The 25,680-nt window shown below is 64.9% G+C and carries 20 protein-coding genes; 13 read left to right on the top strand and 7 right to left on the bottom strand.

What is annotated here, in order from left to right:
* Positions 1-5: 5 nt before the first annotated feature.
* From B5F90_RS03835 to B5F90_RS03820, 4 genes are read left to right on the top strand one after another with little or no spacing between them, the layout of a single operon-like run.
* The gene (locus B5F90_RS03835) at positions 6-602 is read left to right on the top strand and encodes a porin family protein (protein WP_087361365.1); all 597 of its coding nucleotides are present in this window, start codon (positions 6-8) and stop codon (positions 600-602) included.
* A 2-nt stretch (positions 603-604) separates the two neighbouring features.
* Positions 605-1,621 carry a PhoH family protein gene (locus B5F90_RS03830; protein ID WP_087361362.1) on the top strand — a complete coding sequence of 339 codons (1,017 nt, stop codon included), beginning with the start codon at positions 605-607 and terminating at the stop codon, positions 1,619-1,621.
* Positions 1,622-1,627: 6 nt separating this feature from the next.
* Positions 1,628-3,088: an aminoacyl-histidine dipeptidase gene (locus B5F90_RS03825; RefSeq protein ID WP_087361360.1), complete on the top strand. Its 1,461-nt coding sequence runs from the start codon at positions 1,628-1,630 to the stop codon at positions 3,086-3,088.
* 6 nt (positions 3,089-3,094) lie between these two features.
* Positions 3,095-4,099 (top strand): diacylglycerol kinase family protein, encoded by a 1,005-nt coding sequence (locus B5F90_RS03820; protein ID WP_087361359.1) that lies wholly within the window; start codon positions 3,095-3,097, stop codon positions 4,097-4,099.
* 214 nt (positions 4,100-4,313) lie between these two features.
* Here B5F90_RS03820 and B5F90_RS03815 read toward each other — a convergent pair whose 3' ends face one another.
* The gene (locus B5F90_RS03815; RefSeq protein WP_087361358.1) at positions 4,314-4,889 is read right to left on the bottom strand and encodes a hypothetical protein; all 576 of its coding nucleotides are present in this window, start codon (positions 4,887-4,889) and stop codon (positions 4,314-4,316) included.
* 96 nt (positions 4,890-4,985) lie between these two features.
* On the opposite strand from B5F90_RS03815, the gene B5F90_RS03810 reads away from it, so the two are divergent.
* From B5F90_RS03810 to B5F90_RS03795, 4 genes are all read left to right on the top strand, one after another.
* Positions 4,986-5,546, top strand: coding sequence for a Crp/Fnr family transcriptional regulator (locus B5F90_RS03810; RefSeq protein WP_087361356.1), 561 nt, complete (start codon positions 4,986-4,988; stop codon positions 5,544-5,546).
* A 54-nt stretch (positions 5,547-5,600) separates the two neighbouring features.
* On the top strand, positions 5,601-6,317 hold the full coding sequence (locus B5F90_RS03805) for an SDR family NAD(P)-dependent oxidoreductase (RefSeq protein WP_087361354.1): 717 nt from the start codon (positions 5,601-5,603) through the stop codon (positions 6,315-6,317).
* Between the two features lie 270 nt (positions 6,318-6,587).
* Positions 6,588-8,276 carry a sulfate permease gene (gene sulP / locus B5F90_RS03800; protein ID WP_087361352.1) on the top strand — a complete coding sequence of 563 codons (1,689 nt, stop codon included), beginning with the start codon at positions 6,588-6,590 and terminating at the stop codon, positions 8,274-8,276.
* Between the two features lie 361 nt (positions 8,277-8,637).
* Positions 8,638-10,956: a glycoside hydrolase family 95 protein gene (locus B5F90_RS03795; RefSeq protein ID WP_162607742.1), complete on the top strand. Its 2,319-nt coding sequence runs from the start codon at positions 8,638-8,640 to the stop codon at positions 10,954-10,956.
* 83 nt (positions 10,957-11,039) lie between these two features.
* Here B5F90_RS03795 and B5F90_RS03790 read toward each other — a convergent pair whose 3' ends face one another.
* The 4 genes from B5F90_RS03790 to ychF form a co-directional block, all read right to left on the bottom strand.
* Positions 11,040-12,095, bottom strand: coding sequence for an aldose epimerase family protein (locus tag B5F90_RS03790; protein ID WP_087361348.1), 1,056 nt, complete (start codon positions 12,093-12,095; stop codon positions 11,040-11,042).
* 42 nt (positions 12,096-12,137) lie between these two features.
* Entirely contained in the window at positions 12,138-13,673 is a 1,536-nt protein-coding gene (gltX, locus tag B5F90_RS03785) for a glutamate--tRNA ligase (RefSeq protein ID WP_087361347.1), read from the bottom strand.
* Positions 13,674-14,058: 385 nt separating this feature from the next.
* On the bottom strand, positions 14,059-14,784 hold the full coding sequence (locus tag B5F90_RS03780) for an SIMPL domain-containing protein (protein ID WP_087361345.1): 726 nt from the start codon (positions 14,782-14,784) through the stop codon (positions 14,059-14,061).
* A gap of 105 nt (positions 14,785-14,889) precedes the next feature.
* Complete coding sequence (gene ychF / locus B5F90_RS03775) at positions 14,890-15,990, bottom strand: redox-regulated ATPase YchF (RefSeq protein WP_087361343.1); 1,101 nt, start codon at positions 15,988-15,990, stop codon at positions 14,890-14,892.
* Positions 15,991-16,222: 232 nt separating this feature from the next.
* On the opposite strand from ychF, the gene B5F90_RS03770 reads away from it, so the two are divergent.
* The 5 genes from B5F90_RS03770 (at position 16,223) to B5F90_RS03750 (ending at position 22,271) form a co-directional block, all read left to right on the top strand.
* Positions 16,223-18,070 (top strand): hypothetical protein, encoded by a 1,848-nt coding sequence (locus B5F90_RS03770; protein ID WP_143256097.1) that lies wholly within the window; start codon positions 16,223-16,225, stop codon positions 18,068-18,070.
* 6 nt (positions 18,071-18,076) lie between these two features.
* On the top strand, positions 18,077-18,805 hold the full coding sequence (gene rsmI, locus B5F90_RS03765) for a 16S rRNA (cytidine(1402)-2'-O)-methyltransferase (RefSeq protein WP_087361339.1): 729 nt from the start codon (positions 18,077-18,079) through the stop codon (positions 18,803-18,805).
* Positions 18,806-18,980: 175 nt separating this feature from the next.
* Entirely contained in the window at positions 18,981-20,330 is a 1,350-nt protein-coding gene (locus B5F90_RS03760; protein ID WP_239307737.1) for a TIGR00341 family protein, read from the top strand.
* The gene (locus B5F90_RS03755) at positions 20,327-21,247 is read left to right on the top strand and encodes a lysophospholipid acyltransferase family protein (protein ID WP_087361334.1); all 921 of its coding nucleotides are present in this window, start codon (positions 20,327-20,329) and stop codon (positions 21,245-21,247) included. Before B5F90_RS03760 ends, B5F90_RS03755 begins: the two co-directional genes overlap by 4 nt.
* Positions 21,234-22,271 carry a glycosyltransferase family 2 protein gene (locus B5F90_RS03750; RefSeq protein ID WP_087361331.1) on the top strand — a complete coding sequence of 346 codons (1,038 nt, stop codon included), beginning with the start codon at positions 21,234-21,236 and terminating at the stop codon, positions 22,269-22,271. Before B5F90_RS03755 ends, B5F90_RS03750 begins: the two co-directional genes overlap by 14 nt.
* 278 nt (positions 22,272-22,549) lie before the next feature.
* Here the strand turns inward: B5F90_RS03750 and fbp are convergent, their stop codons facing one another.
* Together fbp and B5F90_RS03735 are read right to left on the bottom strand one after the other, a co-directional pair.
* A complete protein-coding gene (fbp, locus tag B5F90_RS03740) occupies positions 22,550-23,563 on the bottom strand; it encodes a class 1 fructose-bisphosphatase (RefSeq protein ID WP_087361327.1) in 1,014 nt (337 codons plus the stop codon).
* Positions 23,564-23,997: 434 nt separating this feature from the next.
* Positions 23,998-25,680 carry a glutamine--tRNA ligase/YqeY domain fusion protein gene (locus B5F90_RS03735; RefSeq protein ID WP_087361325.1) on the bottom strand — a complete coding sequence of 561 codons (1,683 nt, stop codon included), beginning with the start codon at positions 25,678-25,680 and terminating at the stop codon, positions 23,998-24,000.

Raw genomic sequence — 25,680 nt, 5'->3', positions numbered from 1 at the left:
CGATTATGATACGCAGAATAGTGATTACCTCGCTGCTGCTCGTCGCCGCTCTGACGGCCTCGGCACAGCGCTCTCCGATTCGGGTGGAGTGGGGCATCATGGGCGGCGTGAACGTCCCCGAGTTCACCACCAACATGAGCAAGACCGAAATCCGCAACAAGCTGGGCTGGCAGGCCGGCATCATGACGGCGGTCAACTTCGGCGCCGTGGCCATCGAGCCGCAGATTCTCTATGTCCGCCAGGGGATGCGCATCCGCACCGAAGGCGAGGCTGAGGTCAACGTCAAGTCGAACTCCATCGACGTGCCGGTGCTCGCATCGCTGCGGCTGCTCCGTCCGGTGCGCATCTTCGCCGGTCCGGTCTTCACGGTGCTCAACGACTGCAAGCAGAAGTCGGGCGGTGACCTGCTCGACTTCGGGCGCGTGCGTCCGTCGGTCTCCTATACCGTGGGCGCGGGCATCACGCTGCTGCGCCACCTCTACATCGACCTGCGCTACAACGGCCAGTTCTCGAGCAAGAAGGATGTGGCGCTGCCCAACGACAAGGTGATGGGCAAACTCCGTTCCTACAACGTGGCGCTCAGCGTCGGCTATATCTTCTGACCATGACGGAGGCAGTCGGCAGAGAGATACTCGTCGAGGGGGTCGACCCCCGCGAGCTCTACGGAGCCCAGAACGTCTATCTGGACCAGATTCGGGAGCTGCATCCCCAGTTGAAGATTGTCGCGCGCGGCTCGTCGCTCAAGGTGCTCGGCCCGCGTGCCGAGACCGAGCGCTTCGAGAAGCACCTCGACGGGCTGGTGGCCTATTACCTCAAGTACGGCCACATCTCCTCGGAGGTGGTCTCGCAGGCCTTCTCGGGCGTGGCGCTGCAGGAGGCGCCCACCGACAAGGATGTAATCGTCTACGGCAACAACGGCAACATCATCCGCGCACGGACGGTCAACCAGCAGCGGCTGGTGAGCCTCTACGACAAGTGCGACCTGCTCTTTGCGGTCGGACCGGCCGGCTCGGGCAAGACCTATACGGCCATTGCGTTGGCCGTGCGGGCGCTCAAGGAGCGGCAGGTGCGGCGCATCATCCTGACGCGTCCGGCCGTCGAGGCGGGCGAGAAACTGGGCTTCCTGCCCGGCGACATGAAGGAGAAGCTCGACCCCTACCTGCAGCCCCTCTACGATGCGCTGAACGACATGATTCCCGCCGCCAAGCTGACCCGCTACATCGAGGAGGGGACCGTGCAGATTGCGCCGCTGGCCTATATGCGCGGCCGCACGCTCGACAACGCCTTCGTCATTCTGGACGAGGCGCAGAACACGACCCTCTCGCAAATCAAGATGTTCCTCACGCGCATGGGACGCAACGCCAAGTTCATCGTCACGGGCGACGTGACGCAGATTGACCTGCCGCGCAAGAGCGACAGCGGTCTGGTGCACACGATGGAGATTCTGCGCCGCGTGGAGGATATCGGCATCGTCGAATTCGACAAGCGCGACATCGTCCGCCACCCGCTGGTCAAGTACATCGTCGAGGCCTTCGACCGCGACGCCGCCGCATCGGCCCCCGCGCGCGGCGCTTCGGCTTCGCACGAAAACGAACAGAATGTATCACACAAAAACCAATAGAACCTTATGGATAAGAATCTGACAGCCCTCAAACCGGCGCTTGTCTGGAAACATTTCGCCGAAATCGTCCGCATTCCGCGCCCCTCGTCGCACGAGGAGCAAATCCGCCGCTACGTGCTCGACGTGGCCCGTTCGCTCGGGCTCGAGTGCCGCGAAGATGCGGGCCACAACGTCTACGTGCGCAAACCCGCCTCGAAGGGGATGGAGAACCGCAAGGGCGTGGTGCTGCAGGCCCACCTCGACATGGTGCCGCAGAAGAACAACGACAAGGCCTTCGACTTCGAGAAGGACCCCATCGAGGCCTACATCGACGGCGAGTGGGTGACGGCCGACGGCACGACGCTCGGCGCCGATGACGGCATCGGCGTGGCCGCCATTCTGGCCGTGCTCGAGGACAACACGCTGCGCCACGGTCCCGTCGAGGCGCTCTTCACCGCCACGGAGGAGACCGGCATGGACGGCGCCTTCGGGCTGGAGGAGCACCTGCTCCAGGGGGACATCCTGCTCAACCTCGACTCCGAGACCGAGGGCGAGCTCTACGTCGGCTGCGCCGGCGGTCTGGACGCCAACATCACCTTCAACTACGAGGCCGAGCCGGTGCCCGCTGCCTGCGAGGCGCTGCGCATCGTGGTCAAGGGGCTCAAGGGGGGCCACTCGGGCATCCAGATTGGCTGCCAGCGTGCCAATGCCAACAAGCTGCTCTTCCGCTTCATCGGCCGCATGGCTGCCGACGAGGGAATGCTGCTCGCGTCGGTCGACGGCGGCGGTCTGCGCAACGCCATTCCGCGCGAGGCCGAGGCGGTTGTGCTGCTTCCCGCCGGCCGTTCGGGTACCGTCATCGAGGCGCTGAAGCACTTCGAGCAGGTCGTCGTGGCGGAGTTCGCCGGCATCGAGGATTCGATTGAAATGCACGCCGAACCCTGCGCGCTGCCCGAGCGGATGATTGCCCGCGCGGTGGGCGAGCGTCTGGTGCGGGCCGTGCTCGCATGCCCCGACGGCGTGCGCCGCATGTCGATGTCGATGCCCGGTCTGGTACAGACCTCGTCGAATCTGGCCCGCGTGGTCTCTGACGGGCGGACCGTCCGGCTGCAGAGCCTGCTGCGCAGCTCGGTCAACTCCGAGAAGGAGGAGCTGGGCCAGGCCTTCGAGGCGCTCTTCACGCTGGCCGGCGCGCGCGTCGAGCTGACGGGCAGCTACGACGGCTGGAAGCCCGATATGGACTCTCCGATTCTCAAGGCGATGACCGCCTCCTACGAGGCGCTCTACGGCCGCAAGCCTCTGGTGACGGCCATCCACGCCGGTCTGGAGTGCGGCATCATCGGCGGCAAGTATCCCGGTCTGGACATGATTTCGTTCGGCCCGACCATCTGCTACCCCCACTCGCCCGACGAGAAGGTCGACATCGCTTCGGTGGGCCGCTTCTACGAGTTCCTGGTCCACACGCTGGAGAACGTACCCCAAAAGTAGCAGACCTTGGAGACACGCGGCGTCAAATGGTTCGTAATCGTCAATCCCGTGGCCGGAGGCGGCCGCGGGCTTGACCATTTTCCGCAGATATCGAAGCATCTGCGCGATGCGTACATCCGCTGCGAACCGGTCTTCACCGAGCACAAGTTCCACGCCACGGAGCTCACGGTCACGGCCGTGAGGGAGGGCTACCGCCACATCATCGTCGTGGGTGGCGACGGAACGCTGCACGAGGTGGTCAACGGCCTCTTCATCCAGCAGGAGGTGCGCCCCGACGAGGTGCTGCTGGCGGTCATCGCCGTCGGCACGGGCAACGACTGGGTCCGCACGTTCGGCATCTCGAACCGCTACCGTGACGCTGTGCGGGCCATTGCCGAGGGGCACTCGTTCCTGCAGGACGTCGGCGTGGTCTCCTACGAGGAGGCGCACTACCGTCAGAGCCGCTACATGGCCAACGTGGCCGGCGCGGGGTTCGACGCCCACGTGGTGCGCAAACAGTCGCATCTGAAGAAGAAGGGCCACAAGCACCGCTGGCGCTACACGTGGTGCGTCGTGAACTCCTTCTTCCGCTACAAGTCGACGGGCGTGAAGGTATGGGTCGACGACCGGCTGGTCTACAACAACCTGCTGCTGAGCATCGCCATCGGTATCTGCAAGTACAACGGCGGAGGCATGCAGCCGCTGCCCGAAGCGGTGGCCGACGACGGCATGTTCGACGTCTCGCTCATCCGTCCGGTCCACTTCTGGCACCTGCTCTTCCGCTTCCACTACCTCTTCAACGGCGGCATCTACCGCATCCGCCACATCCTGCGCGAGCGGGGTAGCCGCATCCGGATTGAGTCCTCGCCCGAGGTCTCGGTCGAGGTCGACGGCGAGCTGCTGGGCGAGTCGCCGCTCGAGTTCTCGGTGCTCCACCGCGCCATCCGTGTGGTGGTGGGGCGTGAATTCCTGGCCGGGCGGCTTGAGCGCAGCGCCGGCGCCGGGCCGCAGCCTTCGACGCCGGATGCCTGAGCGGGCGCCGTCGTCTCGGGCCGCATGCGGAGCAGGCCAGATATGAAAAATCCCGGAACATTGCCGTTCCGGGATTTTTCGTGTGTGGAGGTGCCGCGCATCCGCGAAGTGCGGCTCCGAACACTGCGGCCGGGTTTGCTGCTGCGCCGGGCGGGGGCTGCAAGGACCGGCCGCGGAGGTCCGCTTCGTCGCGGCGTCCGGGCCGATGCGGGGGTCAGTCGACCGTCTCGAGGATGTCGACCTCGGTGAAGGTCCACCCGAAGAGGTCGTTGGCGCACTCGAGCTCCATCTGGCGGATTTGCGACAGGTCGGTCGTGTCGGCCAGCACGGCGTTGAAGAAGGCGCCCATGGTCTGGTAGGTGTTGTTGACCTTCGAGGCGAAGCACTTGTAGAAGCCGTGCTGCTGTTCGTAGTTCAGGCCGGCGGGCAGCACGCCCTGGGCCACCAGATAGGGGTAGGGGTAGATGTGGCGCATGTTGCGGGCGTCGGCGTTGAGCTCGTCGACGATGGTGGTCACCACGACCATGTCCACCGTGTCGCTCACGCCCGGCATCTCGAGGAAGGTGACGTAGACCGGATAGCTCGCCTCGAGCTGTCCCGACACGTCGTCGGCGAAGAGCGAGAATTCGGCGTCGGTCAGGTCGTCGAGGTAGACCATCTGGCGGTAGTCGCGCAGCGCTTCGCGCATCGCCTTGCGCTCCTGGTCGTTCCAGCGGCGCTGCTGCGAGCAGCCCGCGAGGCCGGCGGCGAAGAGCGCCAGCACCGGAATGCAGAGTAGAATCTTTTTCATCCTTTCTTGGTTGTTGGTTTGCTTCCTCGCAACGGAGCAATCCCTGTGCCAAAAAAGTAGTATCTTGCGGTGCCATATTTAATATAAGCGGCGACGATGGATTTCAATCGCTATATCACGACTGCTGAGTTTCATGAACTTGCAGAACTTCTCCGGACCGAAGGGCGGCTTGTTGCGTTTGCTCCCGGGGAGCCGTTCGCGCGTCAGGATGAGCGCAATCGCCATTGCGGACTGGTCGAAGAGGGGGCTTTTCGCTATGTGCATCTTACCTCTCGGGGGGAATCCCATGTGGTGGGTTATGCCTTTGCCGGGGAGTTTGTGGGCGACTACATCTCGATGAGCAGCGGTCGTCCGTCCTGGGTCGGAATCGAGGCAATCTGCGAAAGTCGTGTATGGACTCTTGAGCGAGACACTCTGGAGGCTTTTTATGCAGTGGATGCGGCGCATGAGCGACTCGGGCGCCTGTTTGCGGAGCATCTGCTGTCCGAGGTCTATGAACGGTTGCTGCAATCTTACGTCACTTCGCCTCAGGACCTTTATGAAATATTGTTGCGCCGCTGTCCCAATCTGTTGAATTTCATATCGCTGAAGGAGCTGGCCTCCTTCCTGCGCATTCGTCCCGAAACCTTGAGTCGCATCCGGCGCCGCATTTTGTAGATTTCTTGATTCTAATCAAGATTGACACGGAAAAAATCCGATACTTTTGCCTTCATGAAACAGGCAGTCGTTATCGGAGCTACGTCGGGAATCGGGCGCTCTCTTGCATTGAAACTTGTTGCAGCCGGCTGGCGGGTAGGTGTGGTTGGACGCCGCGAAGCGTTGCTGCGTGAATTGAAGGAGCGTTATCCAACCGCTTTTTCATATGCTGCAGTCGATATTGCACAACCGGCCGCCTGTCTGAACGCTCTGTCGGATTTGGTCGAGCGGATGGGAGGGATGCACCTCTGTGTCGTATGCGCCGGCACGGGCGAACTGAATCCGTCGCTCGATTTCACCCTTGAAGAGCCCTCCATCTTGACCAACGTACGGGGATGGACGGCCGTGGTGGACTGGGCGTACAACTATTTCGAAGGTCGGGGTGGAGGAGACCTTGCGGTTGTTACGTCGATTGGCGGATTGCGCGGAAGCGCGTCGGCTCCGGCATACAATGCCTCGAAAGCCTATCAGATTAATTATGTCGAGGGGTTGTGTCAGCGAAGCGTACAATCTGCCTCGAATGTCCGGATAATGGAGATTCGTCCCGGCCTGGTTGATACGGCGATGGCCAAAGGCAGTGGCTTGTTCTGGGTGATGCCCGTCGACCGGGTAGCGAATCAGGCGTTGAATGCCCTGCTCAAGGGCCGACGATTAATCGTTGTTACCCGCAGATGGTTGATTGTCGGCTGGATACTTCGTATATTGCCCCAATTCTTGTATCTTAGATTGTAATCAGAAGAACGAGTCTCTCCTGGCAGCGGGAATTTTGCTTCTGACAGATGATTGGCGTGGATTTGTTGCCCTCCGCCGTTCTTCACCATCTTTGCGGGTCAATCTTTTTCCGAAAGAGGTCCGGGGTGCCGGACGGGAAGCGGCGCAGCGTGAGAAGGGTCGGGGAGGACGGTGGACAGCCGCACGACCTGCAAAAAAACGGAACAAAACAGGCAAAAAAGAGAAATTTTGTCTACTTTTGCGCTTTCGTTCCAAACAAGAATCCTCGAAATGAAACTCTTCACGTTCAGGCCCAAACTCGTCGACACGCTCCGCAACTACTCGCGTGCCGACTTCATGCGCGACCTGATGGCCGGCGTCATCGTCGGCATCGTCGCCCTGCCGCTGGCCATCGCCTTCGGCATCGCTTCGGGCGTCTCGCCCGAGAAGGGCATCATCACGGCCGTCATCGCCGGCTTCGTCGTCTCGCTGCTGGGCGGCAGCCGCGTCCAGATTGGCGGCCCGACCGGCGCCTTCATCATCATCGTCTACGGCATCGTCCAGGAGTACGGCGAGGCGGGACTTCTGGTGGCAACGCTCATGGGCGGCGTGCTGCTCCTGCTCATGGGGCTCTTCCGGCTGGGTACGGTCATCAAGTTCATCCCCTATCCCATCATCGTGGGCTTCACGAGCGGTATTGCCGTGACCATCTTCACCACGCAGGTGGCCGACATCTTCGGCCTCGACTTCGGCGGCGAGAAGGTGCCGGGCGACTTCATCGAGAAGTGGGCCCTCTACTTCCGCCACTTCGACACGGTCAACTGGTGGAATACGCTGGTCGCCGTGCTGAGCATCGTCCTCATCGCCCTCACGCCGAAGCTCATGCGCCGCATCCCCGGCTCGCTCGTGGCCATCGTCGTGATGACGGCAGCCGTCTGGGCGCTGCGCCGCTATGCGGGCATCGACTCCATCGACACCATCGGCGACCGCTTCACGATTCGCTCCGAGCTGCCCGCCGCGGCGCTCCCGGCCCTCGACTGGGAGGCCGTGCGGAGCCTCTTCCCGGTAGCGGTGACCATCGCGCTGCTGGGGGCCATCGAGTCGCTCCTCTCGGCCACGGTGGCCGACGGCGTCATCGAGGACCGCCACGACTCGAACACCGAGCTCATCGCCCAGGGTGCGGCCAACCTGCTGACGCCCCTCTTCGGCGGCATCCCCGCCACTGGCGCCATCGCCCGCACGATGACCAACATCAACAACGGCGGTCGCACCCCCGTGGCGGGCATCGTCCACGCCGTCGTGCTGCTGCTCATCCTGCTGCTGCTCATGCCCCTGGCGCAGTACATTCCGATGGCCTGCCTGGCGGGTGTGCTGGCCGTGGTGGCCTACAACATGAGCGGCTGGCGCACCTTCAAGGCGCTGCTGCGCAACCCCCGCTCGGATGTGGCCGTGCTGCTCATCACCTTCTTCCTGACGGTGGTCTTCGACCTGACGGTGGCCATCGAGGTGGGGCTGCTCATCGCCTGCGTCCTCTTCCTCAAGCGGGTGATGGAGACCACCGAGATTTCGGTCATCCGCGACGAAATCGACCCCAGTGCCGGCACCGACCTGACGCTGCACGAGGAGCACCTCACGGTGCCCGAGGGGGTCGAGGTCTACGAAATCAACGGCCCCTACTTCTTCGGCATCGCCACCAAGTTCGAGGAGCTGATGGCCCAGATGGGCGACCGCCCCAGGGTGCGCGTCATCCGCATGCGCAAGGTCCCCTTCATCGACTCGACGGGCCTGCACAACCTCACGACGCTGTGCGAGATGTCGCGCCGCGAGAAAATCGAGGTGGTTCTCTCTGGCGTGAACGAGCAGGTGCACGGAGCGCTCGAACGGGCGGGCATCATCGAGATGCTGGGCGGCGAGAACGTCTGCCCCAACATCCACGTGGCGCTCGAGCGTGCCGCACGGCTCGTTGCGGCGCGGAGCTGACCCGTGCGGCGGTCGCAGGTCGACTGCTGGAAGAGGCGGCGTGGAGCGATGACTCCGCGCCGCCTCTCCTGTTTCCGGAGCGGGGCAAATACAGTGCGGGAAGAGGACTTTGTGAAAGCCGGCTCCGCAAAGAGGGGACCGTCGCCGTGCGAGGTCGCAAAAGTCCCTTGCGGAGTGCCGTTTGCGTACGAATTGAAAAGCGTTTCCGGACGGAATTCCTTATCTTTGTGGAGGAAGGAGGTGCCGCCTCTCCCCACGTACGGTCTGCACCGTCAACGCACCCGAAGGGCGGTGTGCGCCTCATCCCTATCCCGCTTTTGTTATCCGTACAAACCGCATCATGATTCGCAAACTGATTGGAATGGCCCTTCTGCTTCTCCTGACGGGGTGCAGCGGCACGGAGGCTCCCCGTCACGGAGCGCTCACCCTATGGTACGACAGACCTGCCTCGCGCTGGGTCGAGACGCTTCCGCTGGGCAACGGCCGGCTGGGGGCCATGCCCGACGGCGGGCCTGCGGCCGAGCACATCGTGCTCAACGACATCTCGCTCTGGAGCGGCTCCGAGCAGAACACCGACAACCCCGAGGCCGGCGAGTGGCTTCCCCGCATCCGCGCCCTGCTGCTCGAGGGGCGCAACCTCGAGGCGCAGCGGCTCATGTACCGTCACTTCGTCTGCCGGGGCGGAGGCTCCGCCGGTGCGGCCTACGGCAGCTACCAGCTGCTGGGTGCGCTCGATATCCGGCAGCAGCTTCCCGACAGCTCCGACGTCGGAGCCTATGAACGGGGCCTGAACATCGGCGACGCGACGGCCTATACGCGTTTCGAGTCGGGCGGCGTGCGGTTTACGCGCGAATATTTCGTCTCGCGCACCGCCGATGTCGTGGCCGTGCGGCTGCGCGCCTCCCGGCCCGGAGCGCTCAACTTTTCGGTGCGGCTGTCGCGCCCCGAAAACGCCCGCTGCTCGGCCGGGCGGGGGGAGCTGCGGATGGAGGGCTCGCTGCCGAGCGGCCAGGAGGGGGTCGAAGGGATGCGCTATGCCGCCCGTGCGGCGGTGAAGGGCAACGGCCGGCTCGACGAGGAGGCGGGAGCCCTGCATGTGAGCGATGCCGACGAGGCGGTGATATACCTCTCGGCCTCGACCACGTGGTGGAGCGACGACTGCGGGCGGATGACCGACTCGCTGCTCGATGCGGCCCTTGGCTGTGATTTCGATTCGCTGCGCGAGGCCCATACGGCCGACTACCGCCGCTATTTCGACCGTGTCTCGCTCGATTTGGGCGAGGCGCCCGACCTGCCCACCGACCGGCGGCTCGAACGGTTCGATTCGCTGCCCGACCCGGCGCTTGCGGCGCTCTACATGCAGTACGGCCGCTACCTGCTGCTCAGTTCGACGCGCGAGGGGTCGCTGCCGCCCAATCTGCAGGGGCTCTGGGCCAATACTGTTGATACCCCCTGGAAGGGGGACTACCACCTGAACATCAACGTCGAGATGAACCACTGGCTCACCGGCCCGGGCAATCTGTCGGAGCTCCAGCGGCCGCTCATCGAGCTCGTCCGGCGCATGGTCCCCTCGGGCGAGCGGACCGCCCGCTGCTTCTACCGCTCGGAGGGGTGGTGCGCCCACGTGCTGGCCAATCCGTGGAACTTCACGGCGCCGGCCGAGAATCCCGCCTGGGGAGCAACCAATACGGGCGGGGCCTGGCTGGCGCTGCACCTCTGGGAGCAGTACCGCTTCACGGCCGACACGGCCTACCTGCGCAGCGTCTACCCTGTGATGCGGGGTGCGGCGCGCTTCTTCCTCGACAATCTCATCCCCGAGCCCGAGCACGGATGGCTGGTGACGGCCCCCACCTCGTCGCCCGAGAACGGATTCTACGACGAGAGCCCGACGGAGATTACCTACGTATGCATGGGCTCGACGATGGATACGCAGCTGGTGCGCGAGCTCTTCGGCGCCGTCACCCAGGCCTCGGAGCTGCTGGGCTGCGATGTCGATTTTGCCGCACGGCTGCGTGCCACGGCGCTGCGGCTGCCGCCCCATCAGGTCAGCGAGTCGGGCTACCTGCTCGAGTGGCTGAAGGACTACCGCGAGATGGAGCCCCACCACCGCCACGTCTCCCACCTGTTCGGCCTCTATCCCGGCACGCAGCTGACACGCCGCCGTACGCCCGAGCTGATGTCTGCCTGCCGGGCGACGCTCGAACGTCGCGGCGACGAGGGCACGGGGTGGTCGCGCGCCTGGAAAATCGCCTTCTGGGCCCGTCTGGGTGATGGCAACCGCGCCTACCGCCTCTTCCACAACCTGCTCCAGCCGGCGCTCGTCGAGGGTTCGGCCGACGAACGCAGCGGTACCTATCCCAACCTCTTCTGCGCCCATCCTCCCTTTCAGATTGACGGCAACTTCGGCGGAGCGGCGGGCATTGCCGAGATGCTGCTGCAGAGCCACGACGGCTGCATCGATGTGCTGCCGGCGCTTCCTGACGCCTGGCCCGAGGGCGAGTACCGGGGGCTCAAGGCGCGCGGTAACATCACGGTCGGCTGCCGCTGGTCGCAGGGGCGGGTCCGCGAGGTGACGCTCTGCAGCGAGGCCGACTGCCGCGTGACGCTCTGCGTGCCGGGCGGCGAGTCGCGCGAGGTGAGCTGCCGCGCCGGCGAGCCCTGCACGCTGCGCTTTAGCTGACGGTTTTCCAGGAGACGAAAAAGCGGGGAGGGTTCCACGTCGGAACCCTCCCCGCTTTTTCCCTATCGGTCGTCGCCCGGCCTTCAGAAGGTGCCGAAGCGGAAGACAATCTTCTGGCAGTAGAGCTCGCCGGGGTGGAGCAGCGGCGAGGGGAAGTCGGCGTGGTTCACCGCATCGGGGTAGTTCTGACACTCGAGGGCCACACCAGCGTAGTCCTCGTAGCGGCCGCCCGACTTGGTCTCGGGACATCCGCCCGAGAGCCAGTTGCCCGTGTAGAGCATCACGCTGGGCTGCGACGAGAGCACCTCGACGCGGCGTCCCGACCGCGGGTCGCGCAACTCGCCCACCTCGCCCAGGATGTTGGGCTTCCAGCCGTCGATGATGAAGGGGTGGTCGTAGCCGCGGAAGTCGCGGATGTGGTTGAACTCCGAGTCGATGCCGGGTCTCAGGGTGCGGAAGGTGCGGAAGTCCTGCGGCGTCCCCTCGACGTCGAGGATGCGCCCCGTGGGAATCTGCCGCTCGTTCATCTCCAGCACGTGCGACGAGTTGAGCCGCAGCTCGTGGTCGAGCACCGAGCCCGAATGCTCGCCCGAGAGGTTGACGTAGACGTGGTTCGTCAGGTTGACGGGCGTCGTCCGGTCGCACTTGGCCAGATAGGTGATTTCGAGCGCGTTGTCGTCGTCGAAGTCGAAGACCGCCTCGACGTTCACCTCGCCCGGGTAGCCCTGGTCGCCATCCTCCGACGTGAGGGCCATCACCACGCGGTTCTCCTCCACGCGGCTCTCCCAGATGCGGTTGGCGAAGTTCTTCGTGCCGCCGTGCAGGTGGTTCACGCCGTTGTTCACCTCGAGCCGGTACTCCTTGCCCTCGACCGTCATCCGCCCGTAGGCAATCCGGTTGGCCACGCGGCCCACGCTCTTGCCCAGCGCCGCGCTGTCGTAGAAGTAGCCCTCGGGATGCTTGTATCCCAGCGCCACGTCGTCGATGTGCCCCTCGCGGTCGGGGACCTCAATTGAGACAATCGCCGCACCGTAGTTGGTCACCCGTACGCGGCCGCCCCGGCTGTTGCTCATCGTATAGAGGATGATGGCCTCGCCTTCGGGGGTCATGCTCCAGAGATTCTGTTCGATTTCAATCATGGTGTTCGCTTTTTTGTCGGTTGTCGGTTCCGCCGCCGTGCGCTACTCGGCCGGCTGCAGACGCTCGAGCAGGTTGTCGATGCGGCGCAGCGTCTCCTGCTTGCCGATGAACGAGGTGACGTCGTACATGCCGGGGCCCTTGCCCGCACCCACGAGCGCCAGACGCAGCGTGTTCATCACCTGCCCCATGGAGTAGCCCTTCTCCTCAATCCATCCGTGGACAATCCGCTCGGTGTTCTCGAGCGAGAAGTCGTCGATGCCCTCCAGCACGGCGCGCACCTCGCGCAGGATGCGCGGGTTGTCGCCCTTCCAGTACTTGCGCACCTGCTTCTCCTCATACTCGGTCGGAGCCACGAAGAAGAACGAGGTGAGGTCCCACAGGTCGGTGATGAGCGAGGCGCGCTCCTTCATGATGCCTGCGGCACGTCCGGCCACCTCGTCGGAGACTTCGATGCCGTGCTCGCGCAGAATCGGCTGGTAGACGGCCGCCAGCTCGGCGTCGCTCTTGCGGTGCATGTACTGGGCGTTGAACCAGCGCGCCTTGTCGGGCTGGAAGCGGGCGCCCGACTTCGAGACGCGGTCGAGCGAGAAGCTGTCGATGAGCTCCTGCATCGTGAAGAGCTCCTGCTCGGTGCCGGGGTTCCAGCCCAGCAGCGCCAGCATGTTGATGAAGGCCTCGGGGAAGTAGCCGTCCTCGCGGTAGCCGCGGGCCGTCTCGCCCGTGGTGGGCGACTTCCAGAAGAGCGGGAAGACGGGGAAGCCCATCTTGTCGCCGTCGCGCTTCGAGAGCTTGCCGCCGCCCGTAGGCTTGAGCAGCAGCGGCAGGTGGGCGAAGGCGGGACGCGAATCCTCCCATCCGAAGGCCTTGTAGAGCAGGTAGTGCAGCGGCAGCGAAGGCAGCCACTCCTCACCGCGGATGACGTGCGAAATCTCCATCAGGTGGTCGTCGACGATGTTGGCCAGGTGGTAGGTGGGCAGCGCGTCGGCCGACTTGTAGAGCACCTTGTCGTCGAGCGTCGAGGTGTTGACCTCGACATGGCCGCGAATCAGGTCGTCCATCTCGACCGTCTGGTCCTCGGGCATCTTGAAGCGGATGACCCACTGGTCGCCGCGCTCGATGCGGGCGCGCACCTCGTCGGCCGGCAGGGCGAGCGACGTGGCGAGCTTCTCGCGCACCGTGTAGTTGTAGGCGAAGGCCTCGCCGCGCGCCTCGGCCTCCTTGCGCAGCGCCTCGAGCTCCTCGGCCGTGTCGAAGGCGTAGTAGGCCCATCCGGCATCGACGAGCTGGAGGGCGTACTTGAGGTAGATTTCGCGGCGCTCGCTCTGGCGGTAGGGGGCGTGGGGACCGCCCACGCCGACGCCCTCGTCGATTTCGATGCCGCACCACTTGAGCGAGTCGAGGATGTACTGCTCGGCGCCCGGGACGAAGCGGTGCGAATCGGTATCCTCGATGCGGAGCAGCATCACGCCGCCGTGGTGGCGGGCGAAGAGGTAGTTGTAGAGTGCCGTGCGGACGCCGCCGATGTGCAGCGGGCCGGTGGGGCTGGGTGCGAAGCGCACCCGAACGGGTCTTTCCATATCGTTTTTCAAATTTTGAATATCCTTGCTCAAGCGTTCCGTGCACGGTTGCGTGCGCGTTTCGCGTATTCGTTTTTCGTTTCGTGCGGCTCTCCGCTTCGTGCGGCAGCGCACACCTGCGGGCGGCGTGCCCGGGCGGGTGTGCGCTCCGTAGCGGTTGGCGGCGGAAGGTGCCGGGTGCGGGTTCGCAACGGTTCCGTTTTCACACCGGCCCCGGTTCCGGGATGGCAGTTGCGCGCGGTCCCGTTGCGCGGCGGCCCGGTTTTTGGGTGGTGCGGGAGGCCTCGGCGGTTGCCGCAGCCCTCAGCCGTTGCCGTGGGGCGGCGTTGCGCCGGTTTTCAGCCGGTAGGGCGGGTGTCATCCCCGCCCCCCCCCTTGGGCGCCGCTACTTGACCCGGTACTCGAGCCGCATGGTGATGCGGGCCTTCTTCTGGCGCGACGAGGTGTTGAACGACCCTCCGGCCGAGAACTCCTCGTTGGTGTTGGCCCCCGTAATCTGGAAGACGCCCATGCGCGCCGAGGCCACGCGGCCCAGCTTCGCACCGGCGTTCCGGGCAATCTTCTCGGCGCGCGTGCGGGCATCGGCCGAGGCGGTCTCGATGAGCCCCATCTTCACGTCGTCGAGCTTCGTGTAGTAGTAGTCCGGCGCCATCACCTCGATGCCCACGCCCTGGGCCATGAGCGACGAGATTTCACGCGAGATGGCCTCGACCTTCTCCACCTCGTTCGACTCGACCGTAAAGCGCTGCCGGAGCAGGTAGCCCGTGAAGCGCTGGCCGGCCCAGTTGCCGTTGGCGTTGTAGATGGCCGTATACTGCTTCTCGACGTTGACAAACTCGAAGACCACCGCCTCGGCGGGGAGCCCCCGCTCGGCGAGGAACTTCTGGACCTTCGCCTTGCCGGCCTCGATTTCGGCATAGCCCCGGGCGACGTTCTCCGCTTCGGCTGTCAGGACGCCCGACCAGACAATCAGGTCGGAGGTGAACTCCGTCTCGCCCAGACCCGTGACGGTGACGGTCTCCTGAGCACGGTACTTGTAGGTGTAGTAGCGGCCCAGCAATACAACGCAGATGATGGCCGTCACTCCCAGAATGAGGTACTTGCTTTTCATGGTTCGAACTCTGTTTTAGGTTATCGGGTTGGTTGTCTCAATCGGGACGGGGTTCGGGGCGGAGGGCCGGCGGCGGGGCCGCAGGCGCCCCGCGCGGACGCCGAATCAGACGTTGAACAGGAAGTGCATGATGTCGCCGTCCTGCACGACGTAGTCCTTGCCCTCGATGCCGATTTTGCCGGCGTCGCGGCAGGCCTTCTCCGAGCCCAGCGTCACGTAGTCGTCGTACTTGATGACCTCGGCGCGGATGAATCCCCGCTCGAAGTCGGTGTGGATGATGCCGGCCGTCTGGGGCGCCTTCATGCCGCGCACGTAGGTCCAGGCGCGCGTCTCGTCGGCTCCCGTGGTGAAGAAAGTCTCGAGGTTGAGCAGCCGGTAGGCCGACTTGATGAGCCGGGCCACGCCCGACTCCTCGAGGCCGAGGTCCTCGAGGAACATCTGACGCTCCTCGTAGCTCTCCAGTTCGGCGATGTCGGCCTCGGTGGCGGCGGCGATGATGAGCATCTCGGCCTTCTCGTCGGCGATGGCGGCCCGCACCGCTTCGGTGTAGGCGTTGCCCGTCGCGGCGCTCTTCTCGTCGACGTTGCAGACGTAGAGCACCGGTTTGTCGGTCAGCAGGTTGAGGTCGGCCACCAGCTTGTGGTCCTCCTTGTCGAGCTCGACCGTGCGGGCGCTCTTGCCCTGCTCGAGCACGGCCTTGTACTGCAGCAGCAGCTCGACGGCGCGCTTGGCCTGCTTGTCGCCGCCCGAGGTGGCCGCCTTCTGGGTCTTTGCCAGACGGTTCTCGACCGTCTCGAGGTCCTTCAGCTGGAGCTCCGTGTCGATGATGCCCTTGTCGCGCACGGGGTCGATGGAGCCGTCCACGTGGGTGATGTTGCCGTTGTCGAAGCAGCGCAGCACGTGGATGATGGCGTTCGTGTTCCGGATGTTGCCCAGGAACTTGTTGCCCAGACCCTCGCCCTTGGAGGCTCCCTTGACCAGACCGGCGATGTCGACAATCTCGATGGTGGTGGGGATGACCCGCTTCGGATGGTCGATTTCGGCCAGACGGACCAGCCGCTGGTCGGGCACGGTGATGACGCCCACGTTGGGCTCGATGGTGCAGAAGGGGAAGTTGGCCGCCTGGGCCTTTGCGTTGGAGAGGCAGTTGAAAAGCGTCGATTTGCCGACATTGGGCAGTCCGACGATGCCGCATTGTAAAGCCATTATCTGAATTCTGATTTTCGTTTCGTGCTGCAAAGATAACCAACTTTTCGGGAACGGGATGCGGGAGCCTCTTTATTTTTCGGGTGGAGGTTCCTGTGTGTGGGCTCTGTTTCAAATCTTTTGGCCCGGGGCGGGGCGGCTGCCGGGGGCCGCGGGGCAAAATATCGCGGGCAATGCTTGCCTCGATGCGCATTAATGCGTATCTTTGGAGGTCAAAAAGAGCCTTGAAATTATGGATTTGAAAACGATACGGGAAGAGTTGTCGCGGCTCGAATCGCTCGTCGGCGGCTGGCAGGCCGCGGCGGAGGTTCCGGCCGTCGAGCGCGACCTGGCGCTCGAACTGCTCCGGAGGCTGTACGAGCAGCTGCGTTTCGACGCCCCCGGGGCGCCGCAGCCCGAAGAGGCCGGGACGGGGGCCGTCGAGGTACCCGAGAGCATCGACCTGGACGAGATGCTCGCCCTCGAACCGGTTGCCGCCGCTGCCGTGGAGGAGTCTGCGGCGGCTGCGGACGACGACAACGAGGCCGAAGCGGTGATGAAGGCCGAAGAGGCTGCGGCCCCGGCCCCCGGTTCGCCCGAGGCGCGTGCGGCGGCGGCCGAGGAGGCTGCTGCCGAGACGGTCGAGGTGGTGACGGCCACCGTCGACGAGGAGCGCATCGACGCTGCCGGGAAGAATGTTCCGGAGACGCCTGCCGCCGAAAAGACTGCTCCGGAGGAGCCTGCCACCGCGACATCCGCCGCCGAAGAGGTCAAGGAGGCCGTAGAGGCCTCGCCTGCGGAGCCGGTATCCGAGCCCGCCACCCCGGCTGTCCCGGCCGAACCCGCCGAATCGGTGCAGCCCGCAGAGGAAGCGGCGGCTGCAGAGCCGGCCGTTGCAGCTGAGACTGCGGTTGAGCCGGCCGTTGCAGTTGAGCCTGCCGTCGTCCCTGCCGTCACGGCTGAACCTGCCGCCGCCCCTGCCGCCGCCCCTGCCGTTGCCGAAGCGGCTGCCGGAAGTGAGGCCGGGGAGGAGGAGCACCATGCGGGCGGTCGTCCGCGTGCCGTGATGGGCAGCCTGTTCGGTGCTGAGGAGCCCGTCGTGCGCCACCGCCACCGTCAGCGGGTCATCATGTCGCTCTACGGCGATGGGGAGCCCGCATCGGGCGAGCGCCTTTCGGGTACGGGTACGGTGCGCAAACCGGCCGCCTCCGTTGCCGAGCGCCGCATGGCCGGTCTGCGTGACGAGGCCGCCGGGGACGAAGCCCGCGCCGTGAGCCCGACCGCTTCGCAGCCGGCACCCGCCGCCGCGGCTGAGCATTCGGTCGAGGCGGCTGCCGTGAAGGGCGAAGCTGCCGGGCAGCGCCCGGAGTCGGAGCCGTCCGCCGGACAGCAAACCGGGCCGCAGAACGACGTTCAGAACGCGCCGCAGAACGAACAGCAAACCGAGCCCGAGGTGCAGCCCGAAGTTGCCGCGCCGGAACCTCAATTGGAAAATGCCGCTGAAGCCGCAGCTTCGGAACCCGGAGCCGGGGAAGAGGAGGCGGACCCCTTTGTCGAGGTGGAGCTCGCTCCCGACGCGATTGCAGAGAAGGCGGCCCCGGCCCCGGAACAACCGGAAGAGCCGGAAGCCGAGCCTGAGCCCGAGTTCGAACCGGAACCCGAGCCGGTCCAATCGCATCCCGCACACGCCTCGCACTCCGCCGGTGCCGTGCCGCACGGAGCGGTCCCGGGCGCTGCGCCGCATGCACATCCGTCGGCACCTCTTGCCGCCGAGGGGGGCGCCGTGCTGGGCGAGGTCATCAACCACGACGTGCGGACGCTGGCCGACACCATCGCTCCGCCGCGCGACATGGCCTCGCAAATCGCCCGCAGCGAACCGGTCACCGACCTGCGCCGGGCCATCGGCATCAACGACCGCTTCCTGATGATTCGCGACCTGTTCGGCGGCGACGCCGACGCCTACGAGCGCGCCATCACGGCGCTCGACGGCTGCAGCGACCTGGACGAGTGCATGATTTACATCGCCGAGAACTACGCCTGGAACTCCTCGTCGGACGGCGCACGCTTCCTCATGGAGCTCCTCGAACGCAAATACGCTTAGCTTAGCATGGCCAAACTCTATATCGTACCCACGCCCATCGGCAATCTGGACGACATCACGCTGCGCGCCGTCAAGGTGCTGGGCGAGGTGGACCTCATCCTGGCCGAGGATACGCGGACCACGTCGGTGCTGCTGCGCCACCTGGGCATCGAAAAGCCGCTCCGCTCGCACCACAAGTTCAACGAGCATGCCACGGTCCGCATGGTGGCCGACCACATCGCCGCGGGCCGCACCGTGGCGCTGGTCTCCGACGCCGGCACGCCCGGCATCTCGGACCCGGGCTTTCTGCTGGTGCGCACCTGCGTCGAGCAGGGCATCGAGGTCGAGTCGCTGCCCGGAGCCACGGCCTTCGTGCCGGCGCTGCTCCAGAGCGGCTTCCCCTGCGACCGCTTCTGCTTCGAGGGATTCCTGCCCCAGAAGAAGGGGCGCATGAAGCGTCTGCAGGCGCTTGCCGACGAGGAGCGTACGATGATTTTCTATGAATCGCCCTACCGCGTGGTCAAGTGCCTTGAGCAGTTTGCCGAGACCTTCGGGGCGGAGCGGCAGGTGTCGGTCTCGCGCGAGCTGACCAAGAAGTTCGAGCAGACCGTGCGCGGCACGGTGGCCGAGGTGCTCGAATACTTCCGCGCGACGGAGCCCCGGGGCGAGTTCGTCCTGGTGGTGGCCGGCAAGACGCGCCCGCGCCGCGGCGAGGCGGCCGACGGGGAGGAGTTCCCCGAGCAGGAAAACGATTGAAACGGACAACATGGAGCATACGGAACTGAAAAATACCGAAAACACGGAAAACACGGAAAATACGGGAAACGCGGGAAATACGGAAAATCCCGCAGGTAACGCAAATACCGCAAACGGCGGCGCCACCTCGGGGCCGCAGAGGAGCCGCGGCGGGCGCCAGCGCCGGGCCTTCGGAGTGTGGCTCGCCTCGCTGCGCGACTACCTGAGCGACCGCTTCAGCCTCGAGGATGACGACAAGGCGCAGCGCGACGAGGTGGTGGCCAACATCGCCAAGGGGGTCGAGTTCCGCGGCGTGAACCTCTGGGTGCTGATTTTCGCCACGATGATTGCCTCGCTGGGACTCAACGTCAACTCGGCGGCCGTCATCATCGGCGCGATGCTCATCTCGCCCATCATGGGCCCCATCATGGGCATCGGCCTCTCGCTGGGCATCAACGACTTCGAGCTGCTCAAGCGCTCGCTGCGCAACTATGCGCTGATGTTCATCGTCGCCATCATCACCTCGACGCTCTACTTCCTCATCTCGCCCATCGGGACGGCGCAGAGCGAGCTGCTGGCGCGCACCGTCCCGACGACCTACGACGTGCTCATCGCCCTGTTCGGCGGTCTGGCGGGCATCGTCGCCCAGTCGCGGCGCGACCGCACCTCGACGGTCATCCCCGGCGTGGCGATTGCCACGGCGCTCATCCCTCCCCTCTGCACGACGGGCTACGGCGTGGCGACGGGGCAGCCGCGCTTCTTCATCGGGGCCTTCTACCTCTTCTTCATCAACTCGGTCTTCATCGCCCTGGCCACCTACCTCATGGTGCGCTTCCTCAAGTACGAGAAGAAGGTCTTCATCGACAAGGTCCGCGAGCGCAACGTCAAGCGGCTGATGATGTTCATCACGCTCATCACCTTCATCCCGAGCGTCTTCGTGGGCTTCCGCATGGTGCGGGTCTCGCTCTTCGAGGCGGCGGCCGACAAGTACGTCTCGCGGGTCTTCAACTTCCCCCATACGCGCGTCATCGAGTGCAACAAGCACTACGCCCGCGGCAGCCATCCCTCGCAGATTGAGCTGGTGCTGCTGGGCGAGACGCTCGGCGACGAGGTCATCGAGAACGCCCGGGCGCAGCTGGCCGGCTTCCGCGGACTGGAGGATGCCGAGCTGGTGGTCCGCCAGGCCGACAACAGCGACCGGCTGGACATGGCGACGCTCCAGAAGAGCTACCTCGAGCTGCTCGGGGAGAAGAACGCCCAAATCGAGCAGATGCGCTCGCAGTTGGCCCGCTACCGGGTGACGAACGTCGCCGTGGAGGATATCTCGCGCGAGGCCGGGGTGGTGGTCCGCAACGTGGCGGCGGTGTCGCTCACCAAGGGCATCACCTTCGGAGTCGACGGCCAGCCGCGCGACACGACGCTCGTCTGTGTCGTCTCGCCCGCCGATTCGACGCAGCACATCGACCGTGAGTCGCTCGCCGCATGGCTGCGCGTGCGCACGAAGGTGGCCAACGTCAAGGTATTCGTAGAGAACGACAGACCATGAATCATCAGAAACTGACATTCGCGCAACGGGTAGGTTTGGAGCTGCTCTGGCTCTGGGCATGGCTCTTCGCCGTGATGCCCTACTGGTTCAAATACTACGTGGTCGAGAATCTCTTCTACGTGCTGCTCTGCTACGTGCTGCGCTACCGCCGCAAGGTGGTGTGGCAGAACCTGCGCAACTCCTTCCCCGAGAAGAGCGACGACGAGCTGACCGCCATCCGCCGCAAGTACTACCGCACGCTCTCCGAGCTGTTCGTCGATACGGTCAACATGGCCCACATGAGCGCCGACAAGGCCCGCACGGTGCTGACGGTCAAGGGGCTCGAGGAGCACCGCGCCGCCGTCAGGGGGCGCGACTGGATTGCGCTGACGGCCCACTACGGCTGTTGGGAGTACTGCTCCTACTGGGGGCTCTACGAACCCTCGCAGATGCTCGTTGCGGTCTACCATCCGCTGCGCAGCGTGGTGATGGAGTGCTTCTACCAGCGGCTGCGCAACTACGAGAATTCGACCACGGTGGCCATGAAGGAGTGCCTGCGCTTCTACCTGCGCAACCGCGAGAAGGGCATCGACGGCAAGAACCTCGTCATGGGGCTCATCGCCGACCAGAACCCGCCGCGGCGTCCCGACAGCCACTGGTTCCGCTTCCTCAATCAGGATACGATATTCTTCGACGGCGGCGAGAAGCTGGCCCTGCGCTGCCACCTCCCCGTCTATTTCGTCCGCATGAAGCGGCTGCGCCGCGGCCGCTACGAGATGTCGTTCGACCTGCTCTATGACGGCGAGGAGGCGGTCGAGCCCAACGAAATTACGGAGCGCTACGTGCGCCGGCTCGAGGCGGAGATTGTCGCCCAACCCGAGCTGTGGATATGGTCGCACCGCCGCTGGAAACACAAACGCACGAATGTCAACGGTTAAAATCGTCATACTCAACTGGAACGGTGCGGAGCATCTGCGCCGCTTCCTGCCGAGCGTCGTGGCGGCGGCCGACGGGGCCGGCGTGGTCGTGGCCGACAACGGCTCGACGGACGACTCGCTGCGGCTGCTCCGCGAAGAGTTCCCCGGGGTCGAGGTGGTGACGATGGATGCCAACTACGGCTTTGCGGGCGGCTACGACCGCGCGCTCGAACACATCGAGGCGGACTACTACGTGCTGCTTAACTCCGACGTCGAGACCCCCGCGGGGTGGCTCGCGCCGCTCATCGCCGAACTGGAACGCCATCCCGACGTGGCGGCCGTTGCGCCCCGCCTGCGGTCGCTCTGCGAGCCCGAGAAGTTCGAGTATGCCGGTGCGGCGGGCGGATACATCGATTTTCTGGGTTATCCCTTCTGCCGCGGCCGGATTCTGAAGTGCACCGAGCGCGACGAGGGGCAGTACGACGATGCGCGCGACGTCTTCTGGGTGACGGGCGCCGCCTTCTGCTGCCGGGCCGATGTCTTCCGGGCGCTGGGGGGCTTCGACGCCGACTTCTTCGCCCACATGGAGGAGATTGACCTCTGCTGGCGGATGCAGCTGGCGGGCTACCGGGTGCGGATTGTCCCCGGCAGTACGGTCTACCACCTGGGCGGAGGCACGCTGCAGACCGACTCGCCGTCGAAGGTCTTCTACAACCACCGCAACAATCTGGCGATGCTCTACAAGTGCTCGTCGCCCCTGCAGCGCCTCATCGTGGCCGTCGTGCGGCCGATGCTGGACCTGCTGGCGGCCCTCTCCTACCTGGCGCAGGGGCGCTGGGACAACTTCCGGGCCGTGGGGCGCGCCTACCGCGACTTCGTGCGGTGGCATCCGATGCTCTCCCGCAAGCGGCTCGAGACGCGGGCGCTGCTGGACTCCGAGCGCGTGCGCGGCGAGCGCGAACGTGCGCTGCGGCGGCATGTCTACGACGGCTCCATCGTGCTGTGCTACCTGCTCGGGCGCCGCACCTTCGGCCGGATGATGTAACGCGGGGGCGAGAGAAGAAGGAGAAGAAGGAGGAGGAGCAGGAACAGGAGAAGGAGGAGCAGGAACAGGAGAAGGAGAAGGAGAAGGAGAAGGAGAAGGCTGTTTCGCCCTCAGCCCTGAACTTGCGGACCATGTGATTCCGGCGGGTGCCCCACCCAAAAACGGGCATCTTTCGGTTCAGATACGCTCCGGCATAAATCATGAAAATCCCCGGCTTCGTGAGAAGTCGGGGATTTTTGTCTGCAAAGGGGTGGTGCAGCGCCCTTTCGCGCCGCCGCTCAGATGGAGCCGAAGAAGCGCAGAAAGTCGGTCACCTTCTCCATCATCGCCTCCGAACCGGCGTAGAACGGCGTGCGCTGGTGCACGTCCTCGGGTTCGAGGTCGAGGATGCGCCGCTCGCCGTCGGTGGCCCGGCCCCCCGCTTGCTCGACGATGAAGGCCATCGGGTTGCACTCGTACTGCAGCCGCAGCTTGCCGCGCGGGTGGCTCTCGGTCTCGGGGTAGATGTAGATGCCCCCCTTGAGCATGTTGCGGTGGATGTCGGCCACCAGCGAGCCGATGTAGCGCGACGTGTAGGGGCGCTCCGTGCGCGCATCCTTCTCCTGGCAATACTTGATGTACTTCTTCACTCCGATTGGGAAACGTTCGTAGTTGCCCTCGTTGATGGAGTAGATGCGTCCCCGCTGCGGGAAGCGGATGTCGGGGTGCGAGAGGCAGAATTCGCCGATGGAAGGGTCGAGCGTGAAGCCGTTCACGCCGTTGCCCGAGCTGTAGACCAGCATCGTCGAGGAGCCGTAGATGACATATCCGGCCGCTGCAAGGGCGCGCCCCGGCTGGAGGAAGTCACCCTGCCCGACGCGTTCGCCCACGGGCGAGAGGCGGCGGTAGATGGCGAAGATGGTCCCCACCGAGACGTTGACGTCGATGTTCGACGAGCCGTCGAGCGGGTCCATGCAGACCACGTAGCGGGCGCCCTGCGCGAGCCCCTCCTCGAAGAGGACCACCTCTTCGTTCTCCTCCGATGCCACGCCGCAGCACTCGCCGCTGGCGCGCAGCTCGTCGAGGAAGGTCTCGTTGGCGTAGAGGTCGAGCTTCTGCTGCTCCTCGCCCTGGACATTCTCGACGCCCGTGCGTCCGAGGATGTCGACCAGGCCCGCCTTGTTCACTTCGCGGTTGACCTTCTTGGCCGCGATGCCGATGTGGTGGAGCAGCCGCGAGAAGCCGCCCGTGGCTTCGGGGAACTCCGACTGCCGTTCGATGATGAATTGGTTGAGGGTGGTGACTTTCGTCATGTCGGTCTCTTTTTAAGGGTTACGGTAGAGCAAGTTAGAAACAAATTTCCGAAAAAGGAAATACTTTTTCGGGCAAACGCTCTTCGCACCCAAAGAAAAGGGCCTCCCGGACAAAAGAGCTCCGCCCCGTCGCTTCATCGTAAAGCGGCGGGGCGGAGCGGTTTCAGCGGCCGGCGGAGCGGCTTATTGCCAGGGGCTCGGTTCGTTGCCGGCTGCCCGGCTTGTAACCGGCGGTCTGCGGCCCGATTTTTCGCCAGCGGCCCGGCTTGCCGTCGCGGCCCGGCTTGTCACCGGCGGCCCGGCTTGTCACCGGCGGCCCGATTTTTCACCGGCTGCCCGGCTTGTTACCCGGCGGCCCGGTTTGTTGCCCTCGACTGGGGCGTCGGACGTGGCGGGGCAGTCGGATGTCAGGGCAGGGCAGTCGGGAGGCGGGGCTACTTGTTGATTTTGGCCCACGAATCCTTGAGCGTCACCGTGCGGTTGAAGACCAGATGGTCGGGCGTCGAGTCCGTGTCGGGGCAGAAGTAGCCCACGCGCTCGAACTGCACGGCCTGGCCGACGGGCACGTCGCGCAGCGAGGGCTCGAGGTAACCCTTGATTTTGACCATCGAGTCGGGGTTGAGGTTGTCCTCCCACGTCTTGCCCTCCTCCACGTCGTCGGGGTTCTCCTTCGTGAAGAGAGGGTTGAAGAGGCGGATTTCGGCCTCGACGGCGTGCGGAGCCGATACCCAGTGGATGACACCCTTGACGCGGCGGCCGTCGCTCGACGAGCCCTCGCCCGACATCGGGTCGTAGGTGCAGTGCAGCTCCGTGATGTTGCCCTCGGCATCCTTAATCACCTCCTCGCACTTGATGAGGTAGGAGTAGCGCAGGCGCACCTCGCCGCCGGGCTGCAGGCGGAAGAACTTCTTGGGGGGATTCTCCATGAAGTCGTCGCGCTCGATGTAGAGCTCGCGCGAGAAGGGTACCTCGCGCGTGCCGGCAGCCTCGTTCTCGGGATTGTTCACCGCCTTGAAGTACTCGGTCTTCGCGGCGTCGTAGTTGGTGATGACCACCTTCAGGGGGTTGAGCACGGCCATGCGGCGCTCGGCCACCTTGTTCAGGTCCTCGCGTACGCAGTACTCGAGCTTGCCCAGGTCGATGACGTTGTCGCGCTTGGCGACGCCCACCATCTCGGCGAAGTTGCGCACCGATGCGGGGGTGTAGCCCTTGCGGCGCAGGGCGCAGATGGTCGGCATGCGGGGGTCGTCCCAGCCCATCACGGCGCCCTCCTGCACGAGCTTCAGCAGGCGGCGCTTCGACATGAGCGTGTAGGTGAGGTTGAGCCGCGCGAACTCGTACTGGTGCGACGGGAAGATGCCCAGCGCCTGGATGAACCAGTCGTAGAGCGGACGGTGGACGTCGAACTCGAGTGTGCAGATTGAGTGGGTGATGTGCTCAATCGAGTCGCTCTGGCCGTGGGCGTAGTCGTACATCGGGTAGATGCACCACTTGTTGCCCGTGCGGTGGTGTTCGGCGTGGATGATGCGGTACATGATGGGGTCGCGGAAGAGCATGTTGGGGTGCGCCATGTCGATTTTCGCACGCAGCACCTTCGAGCCGTCGGGGAACTCGCCGCGCTTCATCCGCTCGAAGAGGTCGAGGTTCTCCTCCACCGAGCGGTCGCGCCACGGCGACGGGGTGCCCGGTACGGAGACCGTGCCGCGGTTCTCGCGAATCTGCTCCTGGGTCTGGTCGTCGACGTAGGCCAGCCCCTTCTTGATGAGGAGGACGGCCCACTCGTAGAGCTGGTCGAAGTAGTCCGACGCGTAGCGCTCCAGCGCCCAGTCGAAGCCGAGCCAGTGGATGTCGCGCTTGATGGAGTCGACATACTCGACATCCTCCTTGACGGGGTTCGTGTCGTCGAAGCGCAGGTTGCACTTGCCGCCGTATTTCTTTGCCAGGCCGAAGTTGATGCAGATGCTCTTGGCGTGGCCGATGTGCAGATAGCCGTTCGGCTCGGGCGGGAAGCGGGTCTGAATCTCCTTCACGCTGCCGTCGGCCAGCGATTTTTCGATAATCTCCTCGAGAAAGTTCAGCGACTTCTCGCGGGTTTCGGTGGTTTCGGTTGCTGCCAT

This window comes from Alistipes sp. An31A (genome assembly GCF_002159425.1).
Taxonomy (GTDB): Bacteria; Bacteroidota; Bacteroidia; order Bacteroidales; family Rikenellaceae; genus Alistipes; species Alistipes excrementigallinarum.
Note: the sequence above shows the minus strand (reverse complement) of the source record. Positions and strands in the feature narration are given on the sequence as shown.

What these genes read in the sequence shown, in the direction of transcription:
- B5F90_RS03835 (WP_087361365.1), top strand. Translation starts at nt 6, where the DNA reads ATGATACGCAGAATAGTGATTACCTCGCTGCTGCTCGTCGCCGCTCTG.
- B5F90_RS03830 (WP_087361362.1), top strand. Translation starts at nt 605, where the DNA reads ATGACGGAGGCAGTCGGCAGAGAGATACTCGTCGAGGGGGTCGACCCC.
- B5F90_RS03825 (WP_087361360.1), top strand. Translation starts at nt 1,628, where the DNA reads ATGGATAAGAATCTGACAGCCCTCAAACCGGCGCTTGTCTGGAAACAT.
- B5F90_RS03815 (WP_087361358.1), bottom strand. Translation starts at nt 4,889, where the DNA reads ATGAAAAAGATTCTACTCTGCATTCCGGTGCTGGCGCTCTTCGCCGCC.
- B5F90_RS03810 (WP_087361356.1), top strand. Translation starts at nt 4,986, where the DNA reads ATGGATTTCAATCGCTATATCACGACTGCTGAGTTTCATGAACTTGCA.
- B5F90_RS03805 (WP_087361354.1), top strand. Translation starts at nt 5,601, where the DNA reads ATGAAACAGGCAGTCGTTATCGGAGCTACGTCGGGAATCGGGCGCTCT.
- sulP (WP_087361352.1), top strand. Translation starts at nt 6,588, where the DNA reads ATGAAACTCTTCACGTTCAGGCCCAAACTCGTCGACACGCTCCGCAAC.
- B5F90_RS03795 (WP_162607742.1), top strand. Translation starts at nt 8,638, where the DNA reads ATGGCCCTTCTGCTTCTCCTGACGGGGTGCAGCGGCACGGAGGCTCCC.
- B5F90_RS03790 (WP_087361348.1), bottom strand. Translation starts at nt 12,095, where the DNA reads ATGATTGAAATCGAACAGAATCTCTGGAGCATGACCCCCGAAGGCGAG.
- gltX (WP_087361347.1), bottom strand. Translation starts at nt 13,673, where the DNA reads ATGGAAAGACCCGTTCGGGTGCGCTTCGCACCCAGCCCCACCGGCCCG.
- B5F90_RS03780 (WP_087361345.1), bottom strand. Translation starts at nt 14,784, where the DNA reads ATGAAAAGCAAGTACCTCATTCTGGGAGTGACGGCCATCATCTGCGTT.
- ychF (WP_087361343.1), bottom strand. Translation starts at nt 15,990, where the DNA reads ATGGCTTTACAATGCGGCATCGTCGGACTGCCCAATGTCGGCAAATCG.
- B5F90_RS03770 (WP_143256097.1), top strand. Translation starts at nt 16,223, where the DNA reads ATGGATTTGAAAACGATACGGGAAGAGTTGTCGCGGCTCGAATCGCTC.
- rsmI (WP_087361339.1), top strand. Translation starts at nt 18,077, where the DNA reads ATGGCCAAACTCTATATCGTACCCACGCCCATCGGCAATCTGGACGAC.
- B5F90_RS03755 (WP_087361334.1), top strand. Translation starts at nt 20,327, where the DNA reads ATGAATCATCAGAAACTGACATTCGCGCAACGGGTAGGTTTGGAGCTG.
- B5F90_RS03750 (WP_087361331.1), top strand. Translation starts at nt 21,234, where the DNA reads ATGTCAACGGTTAAAATCGTCATACTCAACTGGAACGGTGCGGAGCAT.
- fbp (WP_087361327.1), bottom strand. Translation starts at nt 23,563, where the DNA reads ATGACGAAAGTCACCACCCTCAACCAATTCATCATCGAACGGCAGTCG.
- B5F90_RS03735 (WP_087361325.1), bottom strand. Translation starts at nt 25,680, where the DNA reads ATGGCAGCAACCGAAACCACCGAAACCCGCGAGAAGTCGCTGAACTTT.